Below are 16821 nucleotides of genomic sequence, written 5' to 3'. Positions count from 1 at the left end.
GGTGGCTGCTGATCGGCAACTTCCTGGCCGTCGCCCTGACCGAACTGGGGGTCATCCGATGACCGCCCTGCTGTTGGTCCTGGCCGTGCTCGCCGCCGTGGCCGGGCTGGGGTGGCTGTGCCTGTCCCCGATCCGCCTGGGCGCCGCCGGCGCGGTGCTGGTGGCCGCCCACCCCCTCCCGACGATCGCGGTCACCGCCGTGGTGACCGCCGTGCTGACGGTGGCCGCCGGACGGATGGCCTATCGGTCGCTGCGCGAGGGCGGCTGGTGCCTGGTCACCGTCCAGCGCGCCGCGTTCGCGGTCAGTCGCACGGGAGGTGTGACGCCATGACCCGCGGTCGCAGCTCCGCCCGGTTCTTCGACCCGGCCGGCGCCCGGTTCGGCATCCCGACGTGGCCGTGGCGGATGGCGCCGCCGCACCTGCGCACCCGCCGCCAGCTCGCCGCCGCGGGTCTGCGGCCGGGCGGTCAGGACGTCGCCGGTCAGGTGCTGTGGAACTCGCGCCGCGGGGGTGGCGGGGTCCGCGCCGCCTACCTGTACGACGTCCGCCTGGCGCTGCCCAAGCGCACCCCGACCGAGCGTCAGCGCGCCGCCCTCGCCAAAGCCCTGGCCGCCCGGCGTATCTGCCCCGACTGCGGACGCGACGCCGGATACGTCCTGCCGCGCCACCTGGGCACCTGCGTGGACTGCGCCGACGCCCCCACCACTGACAAGCCCATCGACATCCCCGCCGGCCCCGCCGCCGTCATGGAGGTGACCGCAGCATGACCACCCCCGCCCAGACTCCCAGCACCGCCCCGACCCTCGGCACCGGCGCGGCTTTCACCGTCGAGTTGCTGGCCGAACTGCTCAACTTCAGCACCGACGTCTACGACTGCGACGCCTGCGTGGCCGCCAACGCCCTGCCCGCCATGCGCAAGCACGGATGCTGCCCCTACCACCTGGGGATCGAACGCGGCGTCACCTACGCCGCCGCGAAGGTCACCGCCGCCCTCCGAGCCCTGGAGGACGAGGAATGACCACCATCACCACCGACCTCGGCGCACCGGCCACCAACCCGCACGCCGCCGAGGGCCGTCCCACCCAACCGATCACGGACCCCAACGGCATCCAGCACCCCGACACCCCGCGGCCGGACACCTCGGCCGCGCCGGTGGCCGACGTTCACACGTTGCGGCACGGCTACAACCTGGCCGACCTGGACCGGCTCGCCAAGTTCGCCACCCGCCGGGTGTTCGGCGTGACGATCGACCCGCGGGACCGCTTCGAGCTGGCGTGGTCGGCGATCGCCGAGCACCTGTACACCGCCGCCGACCGGCCCGACCCGTCCGACCTGATCACCACCGGGCAGAAGGCGATCGCCCGGCACCACCGCACCGAACTGCACCACCACGGCGTCCAGCAGCGCACCTACGCTCCGGCGCCCCGGCACACCGTCTACTGGGACACGGTGATCCGGCCGACCCCCAGCCCCGAGCACACCGCGGTGGACCGGATGGCGCTGTGGCAGATCTGGCCGCGGCTGGCGCCCGGTGAGCGCGCCGCGGTGCAGGCCCTGGCCGTGTACGGCACCCATCAGGCTGCCGCGGACGCGCTGGGCATCAGCTACCAGGGGTTCGCCGCGCGGCTGTCATGCGCCCGCCGCCGTTTCCTGGCCCTGTGGCACGAGGGCGAGACCCCGTCGCGGCTGTGGCGCACCGAACTGCGCGCCAGCAAAGGCACCGCCCGAACCCCGGCAGATGTCACCCGGACCCGGCTGGCCACGTTCGCCGAGCTGGCCGACGCCGGGCTGACCCACCGGCAGATCGCCGCGCGCATGGGGCTCAGCCTCCGGACCGTCGCTCGGCTCGCCGCCCAGCACCGCGCCGAGAGGGGGCTTTGACGATGTCCGCCCAGCCCATCTCCAGCCCGCTCGCCCCCACCCAGACCCGCGTCCGGCCGCGCACCGGGCCGGGCAAGCGCTGCCCGTCCTGCACGGCGCCGCTGGACGGCGGCCCGGTCCGGTTCCGCTGCGAGCCGTGCGGCCGGTCGGTGATGGCCGCCGACCTCGACACCGAATACCACCCCGCGCCCGGCGCGGCGCCGAACCCGGCCCGCGCCGCCGACGACCACGAAGGGAGGGACCGGCGATGACCCCCACCTACGACCCGCCGCGGCCCATCTTCGGCCACAGTCCCGACCGGACCCCCGACACCGCGCCCAGCGCGCCGCCTGGCAGCGCGCCGGGTCTCGACCTCGCGCAGCCGTCGCAGGACGTGGCGGCGGCCGACCACGACCACTACGGGCGGCCCGTGCAGGTGTTCAACCTGCGGTACCTGCCGGGGTTCCTGGCCCGGCGCCGCGCCGAGGGCGAGACCCCGGCCGAGGGCGCCGACCGTCCCGGCAGGTGGCTGCTGGTGGTGGCCAGCGTGCTGCTGTTGCTGCTGGCCGCCGCGCAGGGCTATGTGTCCTACCGGGCCCAGTACGCGTTCGTGCACGCCGAGAAGGGCGAGAAGACCGCCTCCACGCTGGAGGCCCTCGGCCTGGACGCCGCCGCGGTCATCTTCGCGCTGCTGGCCCTCGCACAGGCCCGGCTCGGCCGCACCGCGGTCACCGAACGCGCGCTGAACCTGGCGTGCGTGATCGGGTCGCTGTGCATGAACGCGCTGTCGGCCGACCCCGGCTCGGCCAAGTCGGTGGCCGCATGGGTGATGCCCGCCGCGCTGTACGCCGCCGCGTCCGACCGGCTCATTGCCGTGGTCCGCCAGCGCGCGCTGGCCGACCGCGACGGCGCCGAGGAAGGCTCCCCGCTGGCCGCCGCCCGAGGGCTGGCGCTGTGGGTACTGCGGTTCGCCATGGCGCCCTGGAGCACCCTCGGCGGGTTCCGTGACTGGGTGCTGGACGAGGCCCCGGTGGCGCCCGGCCGCCGCGCCCTCCCCACCCCCGACAAGGCCCACGGCAAGGCCCGCAAGAAGCTGCCCGCGCTGCCCTGGCGCCGCGACACCGACCGCGACACCGAAGCCGACACGGGCGCCGACAGCGGACACGACAGCAACGACGCCGACGGCGACAGTCACCCCGACACGACACCCGACACCGACCGCGACACCGACGCCGACAACAACGGCGACAGCAACGGCGGCAACGGCCCCGACGGCAAGCGGCGGGTGTCGCGTCCACGGCGCCGCTCCGGCGGCAAGACCACCGGCAAGACCGCACTGGACAAGGCCCGCGCGCTGCTGGCCGCCGACCCGACCATGAGCGGCGCCGAACTGGGTCGCCGCCTGAAGGTCTCCGACCGCACCGGGCAGCGCCTGTACGCCCAGATCACCGCCGACTCCGCGAAGGGAGATGACGCGCGATGAGCGACCCGAACACCAACCCCGCCGCCGCCGAGGACGCCGAGGTGATCCCGCTTCGCCCGGCCCCGTTCGGCTCGCCCGGTGACGACATCACCGCCAACTCGACCGGCAGCGACCCGACCGCGGCGGACGCGCCCGTCCTCACCGACGGCGGCGAGGGGGCCGACGTTGACACCTCCTTCGAGGTGCAGTTCGACCCCGAGCCGGACGCCGAGCCCGAGCCGGTGGACGACGGGATCGGGTACCTGCTGGACGACCCCGAGGGCGACGCCTACCCGGTCATCCCGGAGAACCTGCGCAGCCTCGGCGGGATCGGCGAGGCGATCGGCCGGCACGCCCGCCGCCTGGGCCACCGCGCCGCGTTCCACGGCGTCCGCGCGCCCCGCTACGCCCTGCTGGCGGTGTTGTGGGGCACGGTCGGGCTGTGCCGCCTGATCAACCGCCAGCTCAAATGGTGGTGGGTCTCCGAACAGGACTACCTGCGGTCGCTGGCCATCGCCCAGGGCGACCGGCGCGACTGGCTGACCTTGCACCGCGAGGTCAAGGAGACCCGGCGTAGCCGCGGGATCATCCTCGCCGGGCAGGTGTTCGCGGTGCTGGCCGGGCTGCTGCTGCTGGTCAAACTGGCGCCATGGTGGGGCTGGGTCGCGGTCGCCGCCGTGGTCGTCCCGTGGCTGGCGCACTTCGGCCGTCCGGAGGATCACCCGATCATCGTTCCGGCGATGACGGTGCCGCGGTTCCGGCTGCTGAACCACGACGTGGTGCTGCGCGGCTACTACTCCGCCGGGCTCGGCCACCCCGACAAGCCCGGCCAGCAGGTCACCTTCGAGACCACCATGTCCCGCACGAAGGAAGGTCAGGGATCGCAGGTCAAGGTCGTGCTGCCGCACGGCACCGGCTTCGACGCCGTGGTCAAGGCCAAAGACGACCTGGCCTCCGGCCTGGACGTCGCCCCCTCGCAGGTGTACCTCACCCACGACCCGACCAGCCACCGCCGGCACACCCTGACCGTGATGGACCGCGACCCGCTCGCGGTCCCGGCCGGCAAGACGCCGCTGCTGGACTGCAAGCCCCGCAACATCTGGCGCCCGGCGCCGTTCGGGCTGGACGAGCACGGCCGCAAGGTCACCCTGGCGCTGCTGTGGAACTCGATCCTGATCGGCGCGCAGCCCCGCAAGGGCAAGACCTTCGCCGCCCGCCTGCTGGCCCTGTACGCCGTCCTGGACCCCTCGGTGCGGCTGAGCGTGGTGGACGGCAAGAACTCCCCGGACTGGAACAAGTTCGCCATGGTCGCCTACCACTTCATCCGCGGCACCACCCCGAGCCGCGCCGGCGACCCGGTCCGCCAGCTCATCGACGCGCTGTCGGAGATCAAGCGGCACATCATCGACACCAACGACTTCCTGTCCACCCTGTCCCCGGAGGAGTGCCCCGAGGGCAAGCTGACCGAGGAACTGTGCCGCAAGTACCCCAAGAAGCTGTTCATCTGGATGCTGGTCATGGAGGAGTTCCAGAACTACTTCGAGCTGCAGAGCCAGGACGACAACAAGGAGATCGCCGCCCTGCTGTCGTTCATCATCGCGGTCGGGCCCTCCTCCGGCGTGATCCTGCTGTCGTCCTCGCAGAAGCCGTCCGGGATCGGAGCCGGTGACGTGCAGCGGCTGTTCAACCGGTACCGCGACCTGCACGCCGTCCGGTTCGCGCTGCGGTGCGGCAACCGCAACGTCTCCGACGCCATCCTCGGCGGCGACGCCTACTCCGAAGGCTTCGACGCCTCCACCCTGCCGGTCGGCAAGCCCTACCTCGGCGTCGGCTACCTGTACGGCGCCGCCGACGAAACCCCCACCGTCCGCACCCACTTGGCCGACCACGGCGACGCCGAGAAGATCCTGACCGCTGGCCGCGCACTGCGCGAACGCGCCGGGACCCTCGCCGGGTACGCCGCCGGGCAGGACACCGGCACCCCCGACCGCGACGTCCTGGCCGACGTCCTGACGGTGTTCGGCGGCGACCCGGCGCTGCACTGGACCGAGCTGGCCGAGCGGCTCGCCGACCAGATCGGCGACCGGTGGGCCGACACCACCGCCGACGCCATCTCCGCCCAGTGCCGCGATCTCGGCGTGCCGAGCGTGGACGTCAAGCGCAACGGCGTCAACCGCAAGGGCTGCCGCAAGAACGCCGTGCAGGCCGCCGCCGACACCGGCGCCGCGGGCTGACCGAGCCCGCTACCCGGTAGCGGCGCCGCTACCTGCCCGACCTGCCAAAACCCAACAGGCCGCTACCCGCCGCTACCCGCACACCCCCGCTGACCTGCCCGGTAGCGGGTAGCGGCACCCAGCCTCGGCCCGGCGATGTGGAGACCCCATGGCCATCAAGATCCAGGTACTCAACTGCGGACGGTGCGGCAAGCCCCGCGGGCTGACCCACACCTGCATCACCCGCATGGACAGCCACCGCAAGCCCGGCAAGACCCGCATCAAGCCCCGCGTCACCGTCACGGCCAAGTGCCGCACGTGCGGCAAGCCCCGCGGGATCAACCACACCTGCCGGATCACCACCGACTTCAAGAAGCGCAAGGCCGCCGCCGCCCGCCGCGAAGCCGCCGAGCGCAAGCGCCGCCAGGCCGCACGGCGCAAGGCCGCCGCCGCGGCCCGCCGGAAAGCCACCGGCGGCAAGCCCGCCGCCAAGGCCGCGGGCGGGAAGGCCGCGGCGGGCAAGGCGCGACCCGCCAAGCCGAGTCACGACTACCGCACCTGCCAGGACGGCGAGTGCCGCCGGTACGCCTGCATCGCCTGGAAACAGGCCTACGCCGAGGGCCGCGCCACCGGCCTGGAAGAGGGCTACCAGCAGGGCTACGAGAACGGCCACCGGCAGGGCCACGCCGAGGGCTACGCCGCCGGGTTCCCCGCCGGACAAGCCGCCTGCCCGCTCCCGCACCAGTAAGGAACCGACCCGTGATCAACATGATTCTGCTGGCCATGGCCGCCGCCGTGATCTGGGCGGCCAGCGTCTACACCTACCCGTTCCGGCCCTGCCGCCGCTGCGGCGGCACCGGCCGCAAGCCCGGCAGCACCCGCCGCCGGTTCGGCCCCTGCAACCGCTGCGGCGGCACCGGCCGCACCCAACGCCTCGGCTCCCGCACCGCGCACCGCACCGTGCTGTCGGTCCGGTCGGAGATGGCCAAAGAACGCCAGCGCAAACGCGACCGCCGCGCCGCCGACAACGCCACCGACCCCCGCCGCCTGGAAGACCGATGACCACCCGCCCAACGCCGCCGCCGCGCGTCCGCGTGGTCAAGGTCCGCCTGTCCGGCGACGGCGACGACGCCGGACAGGTCGCCGAGCTGCTCGCCCGGCTCCTGCCCACGCTGTCCGAGGGACGGTGCCAAGTCGGGGAGATCTCCGGCGCCTACCCCAACCGGCGCGACGGCGGCGCCCGCCGCTACCTCGACCTGTACCTACTCGACCCCACCACCGACCGCCACGACCCCGGCCGCGACGGCGACCGCCCGTCCGGCTCGCAGCGCAACGCGCCGGGACAGCTCACCTGACCGGCCGCCGCGCTCGGCTCCTGATCGGGTTCGGGACGCAAAGCGGCCCCCGGCGCACAGCCACCAAGCACGCCGCCGAGGGCCACCCCCTCCCAACCGATCACGGCCCCCAACGGAGACCGCCACACAAGGAAGGCACCACCATCATGCATCACCGCGCGCCGATCCTCCCGCCCGCCGACAACTGGCCCATCCTCGCCCCGCCCGACTGCCCGAGCTGCGAGACCTCGACCGAGGTCACCTGGTCCGGCCGCGCTACCAGCCTGGACGACGGCGCCGAAGTCCTGCTGTGGGAGTGCGGCGGGTGCTGCACCGACTGGTGCATTCCCGCCAAGTACTGGCCGACCCTGGACGGCCCCGACTGCCCCACCTGCGGATCACTGAACACCTGCTGGGCCACCTACGCCCCCGAACACCCCGGCGACCTGTGGACCTGCGACAACGGCCACGAATTCGTGCTCGACCCCGAAGGGCTCATCTTCCTGCCCGAGGACACTCCATGACCTCGCCTGATGCTGCGCTGGCGCCGCTGCGAGCCCAGGTGGACACGGTGGTCTACGAGGGGCACAGCTACCGGGTGTGGCGCGGCCGGGTGCTACTGGACTGGTCCCACGAACCGATGCGGTACCACGCCCGCGGGTGCCTGCTGTGCTGCACGGTCCGCGTCCAGCGCCGCCCCGGCTCGCCGCCGCGCCACCCCGACCCGTGCGACAGCTGCGGATTCAACCGACCCCGCACCCGTCCGCCCGACCCGTGCCGGTACTGCCGTCGCACCGCACATCTCACCGGCCCCGACGGCCGCCCCATCCATAAAGCCTGCCTAGAAGCCGACATCCTCGCCACCTTCCGGAGGGCCGCATGAGCGACCGCAGCGCGATCGAGTGGACCGACGCCACCTGGAACCCTGTCACCGGCTGCACGAAGGTTTCGCCGGGCTGCGATCACTGCTACGCCGAGACCTTCGCCGAACGCTGGCGGGGCGTGCCCGGCCACCACTTCGAGCGCGGGTTCGACCCGCTGATCCGCCCGGCCCGGCTGCTCCAGCCGCTGAAGTGGCGGGGGCCGCGGCGGGTGTTCGTCAACTCCATGTCCGACCTGTTCCACGCCGAGGTTCCCGGAGCGTTCATCGCGCGAGTGTTCGCGGTGATGCTCGCCGCCCAGCAGCACACCTTCCAGCTGCTGACCAAGCGGCACGCCCGGATGCGCGACCTGCTGTCTCGTCCGGCGTTCCGCGATCTGGTGTTCGAACTGGCGGTCACCGACTACGGCCTTGCCCCGGCTCGCGATGAGCGTCGCTGGTGGCCGCTGCCGAACGTGTGGCTGGGCGTCAGCGCCGAGAAGCAGAAATGGGCCGGTATCCGGCTGCCGGCGTTGCTGGACACCCCGGCCGCGGTACGGTTCGTGTCCGCTGAGCCGCTGCTTGGGCCGATCGATCTGTTGCCGTGGCTCAAGCGTCCGCAGGTCCCCGCATGCGATCGCTGCGACCCCGGCGGGCCGCTGGACTGGCAGTCCCCGCACCTGTGGGGCCGCTGCCGCTGCGACTGCCACCCCGCCCGGCCCGGCATCGACTGGGTCATCAGCGGCGGGGAGTCCGGCCCCGGCGCCCGCCCCGCGCACCCCGACTGGTTCCGCACGCTGCGTGACCAGTGCGGCGCCGCCGGGGTCGCCTACTTCCACAAGCAGCACGGCGCCTACACCTGGCAGCCCAGCGGCCCCCAACGCGCGCCCGACCTGTTCGTGTGCGCCCAGACCGGCCAGACCGTCCCAACCGACCACACCCCAGCCACCGGCACCTGGGCCGGTGTCTGGCGCGTCGGCAAGAAGGCCGCCGGACGCGTCCTGGACGGCCGCACCTGGAACGCCATGCCAACGCCACACGACGGGACCGCCGCATGACCAACTCCACCCCGCTGCACGTCGTCCGACCACAACCCGTCGACAACCCCCAGGACGCGCCCCCGCACAACATCGAGGCCGAACAGTGCGTCCTCGGCGCGGTGATGCTGTCGCCGGCCGCGCTCGCCGAGGTCCGGCCGCTGCTGGACGCCACCGACTTCTACCGCCCCGCACACGCCCGCATCTGGGAGACGGTATGCGCGCTGGCCGACCGTGGCGCGTCCGCCGACCCGCTCGCCGTGGGGGCCGCGATCGGCGTCCGCAACCTGGCCAAGATCGGCGGCGCCCCCTACCTGCACACCCTGATCAGCCAAGTCCCGGCCGCGGCGAACGCCGCCTACTGGGCGCACATGGTCCGCGATCTCGCCTACGCCCGCACCGTCGCCGAAACCGGAACCCGCCTGGTCCAGCTCGCCGGCGCCGCCGACGGCGACCCCGCCGAACTGCGCGCCCGCGTGGCCGCCGAGGTCGCCGCCGTGACCGGCGCCGACCGGCGCGGCTGGCCCGACCCCACCCCTCTTTCCTCGGTCCCCGACCTGCCCGCCTTCCCGGTCGGATGCCTGCCGGACTGGGCCGCTGAACAGGCCGCATGCGTCGCCGACCTCACCCAGACCCCCGTTGATCTGGCCGGTGGGCTGGCGCTGGCCGCGCTCGCCGTCGCCGCCGGCGGCAACGTCACCGTCAACGCTGGCGCATGGTGCGAGCCGACGAACCTGTTCCTGGTCATGGTGCTGCCTCCTGGCAACCGCAAATCCGAGGTCTACAAGGCCATGACCGCGCCCATCCGCGCCGCCGAACGCACGCTCGCCGACCTGGCCTCGCCGCGGATCGCCGAGGCCGTCATCGCCCGGAAACTGGCCGAGGGCAAGGCCGAACACGCGGAACGCGCCGCCCTGGACCACCCCGACGACCCGACATTCGTGGTGGACGCCTCCGAAGCCCGCCTCACCCTGGAAAAGACCCGCGTCCCGGCCGAACCGCGACTGTTCGGCGGCAACGACTCCACCACCGAAAAGGTGACCTCCCGGCTGGCCGAACAGAACGGCCGCTACGCCGTCCTGGCCCCCGAAGGCGGAAAGCTGTTCTCCATCGCCGGGGGCCGCTACTCCGGCAACGTCGATATCGGGGTGTTCCTGTCCGGCCACGCCGGCGAGGAAATCCGCACCGAACGCATGACCCGCACCGGCGAGACCATCGACGCCGCCACCCTCACCCTCGGCGTGTGCCTGCAACCCGGCGTCCTCGCCGGACTCGGCGACACCCCCGAATTCCGCGAACAGGGCTTGCTCGGCCGCCTGCTGATCGCCATGCCCGAATCGCTGCTCGGCCGCCGCAACGCCCGCCCCGACCCCATTCCGCCGCACGTCACCGCAACCTACGAACGCACCCTGACCGCGCTTGTGCTGTCGCTACGGCCATTCGGAGACCCCGACGCCACCCCGGCCACCCTGACGTTCACCGGCGAGGCACAAGACGCCGTCATCGACCTTTTGGAGGCCACCGAACCCCGCTTCCGCCCCGGCGTCGGCGACCTGGCGCACATGACCGATTGGGGCGGCAAACTCGTCGGCGCCGTCGTCCGCTTCGCCGCCCTGCTCCACCTCGGCGAGCACCTGCGCGACGGCTACGGCCGCCCCATCGACCTGGCGACCTTTCACCGCGCCGTCCAACTCGGCGAGTACTTCACCGCCCACGCCCAAGCCGCCTACGACGCCATCGGCGCCGACCCCGCCGTCAACCACGCCCGCACCGTCCTGGAATGGGCCCGCCGCACCGCAACCACCCGATTCACCGCCCGCGACCTCATGCGCGGCCCCCTCAAAGGACGCGCCCGCAAAGTCACCGACACCGAACCACCATTGCGCGTCCTGGAAACGCACGGCTGGATTCGCCGCCTGCCGGCACCCCCAAGCGTCCGCGGCGGACAGCCCGCCACCGCATACGAAACCCACCCCGACCTCGCCGAGGACCCGTCATGACAGCCCACCACTCCCGTCACAGAACGTCATCACACGTCCAGCAGAACCGGTCACAGGGACACGGTGACACGGTGACACGGACCGACAGGGATATCCGTGTCGGTCCCTGTCCCCCTGTCCCCTGTCCCCGAGCCCCACCAGAACCCTGTTCCGCAGCCACCCACCGTCACCGGCGCCCGGCCACCACAGCACGCACCTGGCCACGCAGCGGCCAACCGATCCCGAGCCTGCGAAGAGGCAGCCATGACCCGTTCCATGCCCGCACTCGACAAGCCCCTGTACCGGATTTCCGAGGCAGTGGAGTTGTTGCCCTACAGCCGTAGCAAGGTCTACCAACTCATCAGCGCGGGACGAATCCGCACCGTCAAGGAGGGCGGTACGCGACTCATTACCGCGCACGCCATCGCCGAATATGTCGCTCTACTTGAGCAGGAAGCAGGCGCCGCCTAGATGGCCGACACCCGTAAACCGAATGGTCGCTCTTCCATCTACTACAGCGAGAGCGACGGAAAATGGCACGGTTGGGTGACTATGGGCGTGAAAGCCGACGGGTCTCCCGACCGGCGGCACCGTCAAGGCCGTACCGAGGCCGAGGTCACGAAGAAGGTGCAGGAACTCGAAGCCAAGCGCGACGCCGGTAAGACAAGCAAGCCCGGCCGAGCACCGACCGTCGCCGAATGGATGCAGACGTGGTTGGACAAGGTGGCGGCGCGAAAGGTCGATCCGTCCACTATGCACAGCACCTATCGGCCCAAGGTTCAGCGCTGGATCATCCCCGGTCTAGGGCACCACCGGTTGGACCGGCTGTACCCGGAACACCTTGATGCCTTTTACATGGTCCTCGCCGAGGAAGAGGGACTGGCCCCAAACACCATCCTTCAAGTGCATCGCATCCTGTCCCGGGCACTCAAGGTCGCGCATCAACGGGACCTTGTGGCGCGCAATGTGGCCACACTCGTAGACGCGCCGCACGGAGAAGAGACGGAAACTGAAACGCTCACCACTGAGGAGGCGCGCACGCTTCTGGCGCTCGCCGGTGAGCAACGCAACGGAACGCGCTGGTCTGTCGCACTCTCACTCGGCCTACGTCAAGGGGAAGCGCTCGGACTGCGTTGGAAATACGTTGACCTCGGGCGCGGTGTCATCAGGGTACATTGGCAGTTGAAGTTCGTCGCGTACAAGCACGGGTGCGCTGACCCTCACGCATGCGGAGCGAAGTTGCACCGCTGGCCCTGCCCACCGGACTGCCCGAAAGCGCAACGGAAAGCCGGACGGCGCCACGTCTGCCAAACTCGCTGTGCACCGCGATGCCGACGACATGCCAAGGGGAAGTGCCCCCGGCTGTGCCCGCCGGACTGTACGGCACATGCGCGTTCCTGCCCGCAGAAGAAGGGCGGTTGGACGTTCACCCGCCCCAAGGGGAAGCGGAAGCGCGAGGCGCCGATTCCGCCGCAACTCCTTCCCGCACTCAAGGCTCATAAGGAGGCACAGGACGCCGAACGGCGCGCCGCCGGCGAAGCCTGGCAAGACTGGGGGCTTGTGTGGTGCGGCCCCGACGGCGCTCCGATCCGAGCACGGGACGACTGGGAAGCCTGGAAAGATCTACTGAGAGTTGGCGGCATCGAGGCCGACGCCTACCGGCTCCATGACGCCCGCCACACCGCGGGGACGCTGCTGGGGGAGCAGGGCGTCAGTATCCACGTGATTCAGCGCATCCTCGGCCATGCTCAACTCAGCACCACGCGCCGCTACGTCCAGCCCACGGACCCGCTGACGACCGACGCCGTGGGGCGCATCGGGGGAGCGCTCTGGGGCCCTCCGGCGGGCTGAACTGCAACGGGGACTGCAACGAACATGAGAAAGGGCGTGCACCGATCTACGGTGTACGCCCTGTTCGTTGCGGGTGCGCCGTCAGGGACTTGAACCCCGAACCCGCGGATTAAGAGTCCGCTGCTCTGCCAATTGAGCTAACGGCGCTTGTCTTTAGGGCCTCCGGCCATGGCCGGTGTCCCTGGCGACAGGAAGAACAGTAGCAGGACCCGCGGACCAGTGCGAATCGGTTACTCCCTGCCCGGCAGGACGCTCACGATGCCCCGCCAGAGCGCGATCGCGGTGGCGCGGGAGCTGACGCCGAGCTTGCCGTAGATGCGGTTGACGTGGTTCTTCACCGTCTTCTCGCTGAGGAACAGCTGCCGGGCGATCTCGCCGTTGGAGCGTCCGGTGGCGATCAGGTCCATCACCTCGGCCTCGCGCGCGGACAGGCCCAGCGAGACGCGGTTGGCGTCGCGGACGCTGCGGATGAGGTCGTGGACGGTGAACGCGCCGGGCACGAGGTGGCCGCAGGCGCCGCCGCGGATCGCGGTCTCGACGGCGGGGCCGTCGTCGGCGGAGGCCAGCACGAACACCCGGGACGAGCGGCTGAGCGGGGTGGCGTGCTGCGCGGCGCCGGCGTCGAGCAGCACGATGTCGGGCCGCAGCCGCTCCGCCAGCGGCACCGCGGCCGCCGCGTCGTGGGTCTCGGCCACGACCTGCAGTTCGCTGCTGCCGTCGAGCAGGGAGATCACATCGGCCCGCACGTGGGCGTCGCCGTCCACCACCAGTACGCGCAGTGGGGCGGTCTCATCGACACTCATCCGTCGCCCTTGGGGTGTCGTTGGCGTTTATAAGGTCGGAGCATAACCGTCCGATCATCCTGAGCCAACGAACGAGCAGGCGCGCCGCCGCGCCGAGGCCCCGAGACAAGGAAGAAGCCCCGGCCGTCACGACGGCCGGGGCTTCTCTCGCCTGGGGTGAGTGAGGGGACTTGAACCCCCGACATCTTGGACCACAACCAAGTGCTCTGCCAGCTGAGCTACACCCACCGTGGCCGGAATCGCTTCCGGCTCCCAGTAGTGTAGCGGCTCCCGGGGAGTGGGTCAGCCGCGCGGGCGTCAGCCGGCCGAGATGTCCGCGGCGAGGGCGCGGGCCGTCTCGGAGTCGGGGCCGGGCTGCGGGACGAACACGGCGGCGCGGTAGTAGCGCAGCTCCTGGATGCTCTCGGTGATGTCGGCGAGGGCGCGGTGCCCGCCCTTCTTCTCCGGGCTGGCGAAGTACACGCGCGGGTACCAGCGGCGGGCCAGCTCCTTGATGGAGGAGACGTCCACCATGCGGTAGTGCAGGTGGGAGTCCAGGGCGGGCATGTCACGGGCCAGGAAGGAGCGGTCGGTGGCGATCGAGTTGCCGCACAGCGGGGCCTTCTTGGCGTCCTTGACGTGCGTCCGGACGTAGTTCAGGACGATCTCCTCGGCCTCGGGCAGCGTGATGCCGCCCGGGAGCTCCTCCAGCAGGCCGGACGTGGTGTGCATGTCCCGGACGACCTTGGTCATCTGCGCGACCGACTCGGGCGGCGGCTTGATGATCACGTCGACGCCCTCGTCCAGGATGTTCAGCTCGCTGTCGGTGACCAGGGCGGCTATCTCGATGAGCGCGTCGGCGCGCAGGTCGAGTCCCGTCATTTCGCAGTCGATCCACACGAGCCGCTCGTTCATGGGGTTCACCCTACGACCATGGGCGACTGCGCGGGGCACCGAGTTACCGGGCGGCTATGTGCGCGGGGACCGGAATGCCCGGGGTGAGGGCCGGGTCGGGGACGGGGGCGCCGAACGCCTGCCGGACGGGCAGGACGCCGGCCCAGACCGGCAGGGCGTAGTCCTCGTCGTCGTCGCCGGGCGGGCCCTGGCGGACCTTGACGGACGCCTCGTCGAGCGGGAGCGCGAGGACGGCGACGCCGGCGAGCTCCTTGCGGGTGGGCTGCCGGGCGGCGTCCCATTGGCCGGGCGCGAGCTGCTCGGTGATGACGCGGAGCGCGGCGCGCTTCTCGTCGTCGCCGGTCACCGGGGACGGGACGCCGTAGACCATCGCGCTGCGGTAGTTGATCGAGTGGTGGAACAGGGAGCGGGCCAGGACGAGGCCGTCGAGGTGGGTGACGGTGACGCAGACCTCCTGGGACGGCGCCGTCATCATGCTGGACGCGCCGGTGGAACCGTGTACGTAGAGGGTGTCGTCCAGGCGCCCGTAGCAGGTGGGGATCACGCGGGGCGTGCCGTTCACCACGATGCCGAGGTGGCAGATCAGGCCGGCGTCGAGGATGTCGTACAGGGCGGCGCGGTCGGGCGTGGAGCGTTCCGGGTAGCGGCCGAGGCTGGTGCGGGGCGTGGCGGAAAGCGGCTTCATGTCCGATTACGCTAGGACGCGAGTGGCCTGGTCAGTAGAGCCACTTGGAACGGAAAGCCGGAGACCACTTTGTCGATCGATCTGCCGCTCACCATCGACCGCGCCGCCGCCGAGCCGATGAACGCCCAGCTCGTCGGGCAACTGCGGGCCGCGATGCGGGAGGGGCGGCTGGCGGCGGGGGAGCGGCTGCCCGCCAGCCGGGCGCTGGCCGCGCTGCTGGGCGTCAGCCGGACGGTGGTGACGGAGGCGTACGAGCAGCTGTACGCGGAGGGCTGGCTGGAGGGCCGGCACGGGTCCGGGACGTACGTGACGGACGGTGTCGCGGCCGATCCCGCGCCGGGCCGCGAGCCGCCGCTCAGCCTGGCCGGGAGCACCCGCAGGCCGGCCGGGCCCGGCGAGGTCGACCTGCGGCCCGGGATGGCGTGGGTCGGCGCGCTGGACACCCCGGCGTGGCGGCGGGCGTGGCGGCTCGCGGCGGGCACGCCGCCGCAGCAGGGGCAGGAGCCGCACGGGGTGCCGGAACTGCGGGTGGCGCTGGCCGAGTACATCCGGCGCAGCCGCGGGGTGGTCTGCCCGGTCGACGGCCTGCTGGTCACGCGCGGCGCGACGAACGGCCTGGACCTGCTGGCCGCGACGGTGCTGCGTCCGGGCGACCGGGTCGGCGTGGAGGAGCCCGGGTACCGGCGCGCGCGCTCGGTGCTGGCGGGGCGCGGCGCCGAGATCGTGTCGTGCCCGGTGGACGAGCACGGCCTGATCGTCGACGGCCTGCCGGACGATCTGGGCGTGGTGTACACGACGCCGTCCCACCAGTACCCGATGGGCGGGGTGCTGCCGGTGCCGCGGCGGCAGGCGCTGCTGGCGTGGGCGCGGCGGACCGGCGCGCTGATCGCCGAGGACGACTACGACGGCGAGTTCCGCTACGACGTCGCGCCGCTGCCCGCCCTGTACGGCCTCGATCCGGACGTCGTCGTGTACCTGGGCACGACGGCGAAGATCCTGACCGCGGACATGGGCGTCGGCTGGCTGGTGGGCCGTCCCGACCTCGTGGCGGCGATCGCGCTGCGGCGCGAGGAGCTGAACGACCGGACGGCGGCCGTCCCGCAGCACGCGCTCCGGCTGTTCCTCGAACGCGGCGACCTGGACCGGCACGTCCGGCGGATGCGCGGGGAGTACGCGCGGCGCCGCGAGGTGGTCGTGCGGGCGCTCGACGGGCTGCGGCTGCGCGGCGACACCGCCGGGCTGCACCTGGTGGTCGACCTGCCGCACGCGGTGGCGGAGCGGGTCGCGCGGGACGCGGCGGACCGCGGCGTCCTGCTGGATCAGCTGGAGCGCCACCACGCGGGGCCCCGGTCGTTCGGCGGGCTCGTCGTCGGCTACGGCTCGGCGGGCAGCCCGGCCGAGCTGCGGGCCGGGTGCGCGATCGTCCGGGAGCTGGCGGCCGCGGCGCTGTCATCGGCGGAGCCCGCGGAGCGGCCCGCGGCGGAGTCCGGGCAGGCGCAGTCCGGCTAGGGCGTGGCCGGGCAGGGCGCGGCCGGGCAGGACGGGGCCGGGCAGGACGGGGCCGGCGCCCCGCTCTGAGCCGGGCGCCGGATCCGCTGGAGACCGTGGCGGGAGCTAGTTCGACAGCGCCGGCGAGCCGACCGGGACCGGGTCGCCCTGCGGGGGCGGATGGTCCGGGTTCGACTGGTGGCCGGGCAGCGGCGCCGTCCTGGCCGCCGGGCGCGCGGCCGGGTCGGCCGGCTCTCCCCGGACGGGGTCGTGCGCCCGCGGGCGCGCCAGCAGCAGCGACGCGGCGGGCGGCTCGCCGATCGGCGACCGGGGCGCCGGGATCGGCGCGACCGGG

At 72.4% G+C, this 16821-nt stretch carries 20 protein-coding genes, 2 tRNA genes and 1 pseudogene; 17 read left to right on the top strand and 6 right to left on the bottom strand.

Translation table 11 applies throughout. The annotated features are described in order from the left end of the window. The first annotated feature begins 58 nt into the window (after positions 1 to 58). The 16 genes from F9B16_RS32980 (at position 59) to F9B16_RS32905 (ending at position 12596) form a co-directional block, all read left to right on the top strand. A complete protein-coding gene (locus F9B16_RS32980) occupies positions 59 to 331 on the top strand; it encodes a hypothetical protein (RefSeq protein WP_151544137.1) in 273 nt (90 codons plus the stop codon). Next, a complete protein-coding gene (locus F9B16_RS32975; protein ID WP_225992158.1) occupies positions 328 to 768 on the top strand; it encodes an RRQRL motif-containing zinc-binding protein in 441 nt (146 codons plus the stop codon). The genes F9B16_RS32980 and F9B16_RS32975 overlap by 4 nt, the downstream gene beginning before the upstream one ends. Continuing rightward, on the top strand, positions 765 to 1019 hold the full coding sequence (locus tag F9B16_RS32970; RefSeq protein ID WP_151544136.1) for a hypothetical protein: 255 nt from the start codon (positions 765 to 767) through the stop codon (positions 1017 to 1019). The genes F9B16_RS32975 and F9B16_RS32970 overlap by 4 nt, the downstream gene beginning before the upstream one ends. Then, positions 1016 to 1882: a helix-turn-helix domain-containing protein gene (locus F9B16_RS32965; RefSeq protein WP_151544135.1), complete on the top strand. Its 867-nt coding sequence runs from the start codon at positions 1016 to 1018 to the stop codon at positions 1880 to 1882. The genes F9B16_RS32970 and F9B16_RS32965 overlap by 4 nt, the downstream gene beginning before the upstream one ends. 2 nt (positions 1883 to 1884) lie before the next feature. Continuing rightward, complete coding sequence (locus F9B16_RS32960) at positions 1885 to 2133, top strand: hypothetical protein (protein ID WP_151544134.1); 249 nt, start codon at positions 1885 to 1887, stop codon at positions 2131 to 2133. Next, complete coding sequence (locus F9B16_RS32955; protein ID WP_151544133.1) at positions 2130 to 3344, top strand: DUF2637 domain-containing protein; 1215 nt, start codon at positions 2130 to 2132, stop codon at positions 3342 to 3344. Before F9B16_RS32960 ends, F9B16_RS32955 begins: the two co-directional genes overlap by 4 nt. Next, positions 3341 to 5557: a hypothetical protein gene (locus F9B16_RS32950; RefSeq protein ID WP_225992157.1), complete on the top strand. Its 2217-nt coding sequence runs from the start codon at positions 3341 to 3343 to the stop codon at positions 5555 to 5557. The genes F9B16_RS32955 and F9B16_RS32950 overlap by 4 nt, the downstream gene beginning before the upstream one ends. A 148-nt stretch (positions 5558 to 5705) precedes the next feature. Then, positions 5706 to 6284, top strand: coding sequence for a hypothetical protein (locus tag F9B16_RS32945; protein WP_151544132.1), 579 nt, complete (start codon positions 5706 to 5708; stop codon positions 6282 to 6284). 11 nt (positions 6285 to 6295) lie between these two features. Further along, positions 6296 to 6598, top strand: coding sequence for a hypothetical protein (locus F9B16_RS51390; RefSeq protein ID WP_192809106.1), 303 nt, complete (start codon positions 6296 to 6298; stop codon positions 6596 to 6598). After that, positions 6595 to 6891: a hypothetical protein gene (locus F9B16_RS32935; RefSeq protein WP_151544131.1), complete on the top strand. Its 297-nt coding sequence runs from the start codon at positions 6595 to 6597 to the stop codon at positions 6889 to 6891. The genes F9B16_RS51390 and F9B16_RS32935 overlap by 4 nt, the downstream gene beginning before the upstream one ends. A gap of 146 nt (positions 6892 to 7037) precedes the next feature. Beyond that, entirely contained in the window at positions 7038 to 7394 is a 357-nt protein-coding gene (locus F9B16_RS32930; RefSeq protein WP_151544130.1) for a hypothetical protein, read from the top strand. Beyond that, on the top strand, positions 7391 to 7753 hold the full coding sequence (locus F9B16_RS32925; protein ID WP_151544129.1) for a hypothetical protein: 363 nt from the start codon (positions 7391 to 7393) through the stop codon (positions 7751 to 7753). Before F9B16_RS32930 ends, F9B16_RS32925 begins: the two co-directional genes overlap by 4 nt. After that, a complete protein-coding gene (locus F9B16_RS32920) occupies positions 7750 to 8787 on the top strand; it encodes a DUF5131 family protein (protein ID WP_151544128.1) in 1038 nt (345 codons plus the stop codon). Before F9B16_RS32925 ends, F9B16_RS32920 begins: the two co-directional genes overlap by 4 nt. Continuing rightward, entirely contained in the window at positions 8784 to 10766 is a 1983-nt protein-coding gene (locus F9B16_RS32915; RefSeq protein ID WP_151544127.1) for a DUF3987 domain-containing protein, read from the top strand. The genes F9B16_RS32920 and F9B16_RS32915 overlap by 4 nt, the downstream gene beginning before the upstream one ends. A 243-nt stretch (positions 10767 to 11009) precedes the next feature. Further along, complete coding sequence (locus tag F9B16_RS32910; RefSeq protein ID WP_151544126.1) at positions 11010 to 11216, top strand: helix-turn-helix domain-containing protein; 207 nt, start codon at positions 11010 to 11012, stop codon at positions 11214 to 11216. Beyond that, positions 11217 to 12596, top strand: coding sequence for a tyrosine-type recombinase/integrase (locus F9B16_RS32905; protein ID WP_225992156.1), 1380 nt, complete (start codon positions 11217 to 11219; stop codon positions 12594 to 12596). A gap of 74 nt (positions 12597 to 12670) precedes the next feature. Here the strand turns inward: F9B16_RS32905 and F9B16_RS32900 are convergent. The 5 genes from F9B16_RS32900 to F9B16_RS32880 all read right to left on the bottom strand — a co-directional run bounded on the left by F9B16_RS32900 (position 12671) and on the right by F9B16_RS32880 (position 14978). Then, positions 12671 to 12743 (bottom strand) — tRNA-Lys (locus F9B16_RS32900). 83 nt (positions 12744 to 12826) lie between these two features. Continuing rightward, on the bottom strand, positions 12827 to 13399 hold the full coding sequence (locus tag F9B16_RS32895) for a response regulator transcription factor (protein ID WP_151544125.1): 573 nt from the start codon (positions 13397 to 13399) through the stop codon (positions 12827 to 12829). Between the two features lie 152 nt (positions 13400 to 13551). Continuing rightward, positions 13552 to 13627 (bottom strand) — tRNA-His (locus tag F9B16_RS32890). Positions 13628 to 13696: 69 nt separating this feature from the next. After that, positions 13697 to 14293: an oligoribonuclease gene (gene orn, locus F9B16_RS32885; RefSeq protein WP_151544124.1), complete on the bottom strand. Its 597-nt coding sequence runs from the start codon at positions 14291 to 14293 to the stop codon at positions 13697 to 13699. 43 nt (positions 14294 to 14336) lie between these two features. After that, on the bottom strand, positions 14337 to 14978 hold the full coding sequence (locus tag F9B16_RS32880) for a pyridoxamine 5'-phosphate oxidase family protein (RefSeq protein WP_151544123.1): 642 nt from the start codon (positions 14976 to 14978) through the stop codon (positions 14337 to 14339). A gap of 69 nt (positions 14979 to 15047) precedes the next feature. On the opposite strand from F9B16_RS32880, the gene pdxR reads away from it, so the two are divergent. Beyond that, positions 15048 to 16487: a MocR-like pyridoxine biosynthesis transcription factor PdxR gene (gene pdxR, locus F9B16_RS32875; protein WP_318839272.1), complete on the top strand. Its 1440-nt coding sequence runs from the start codon at positions 15048 to 15050 to the stop codon at positions 16485 to 16487. A gap of 105 nt (positions 16488 to 16592) precedes the next feature. Here the strand turns inward: pdxR and F9B16_RS51385 are convergent. After that, positions 16593 to 16821 (bottom strand): annotated as a pseudogene (locus F9B16_RS51385) (hypothetical protein); the annotation flags it as partial.

This window comes from Actinomadura montaniterrae, from assembly GCF_008923365.1.
GTDB classification, from domain to species: Bacteria; Actinomycetota; Actinomycetes; order Streptosporangiales; family Streptosporangiaceae; genus Spirillospora; species Spirillospora montaniterrae.
This window is presented reverse-complemented; position numbering and strand designations above follow the sequence as displayed.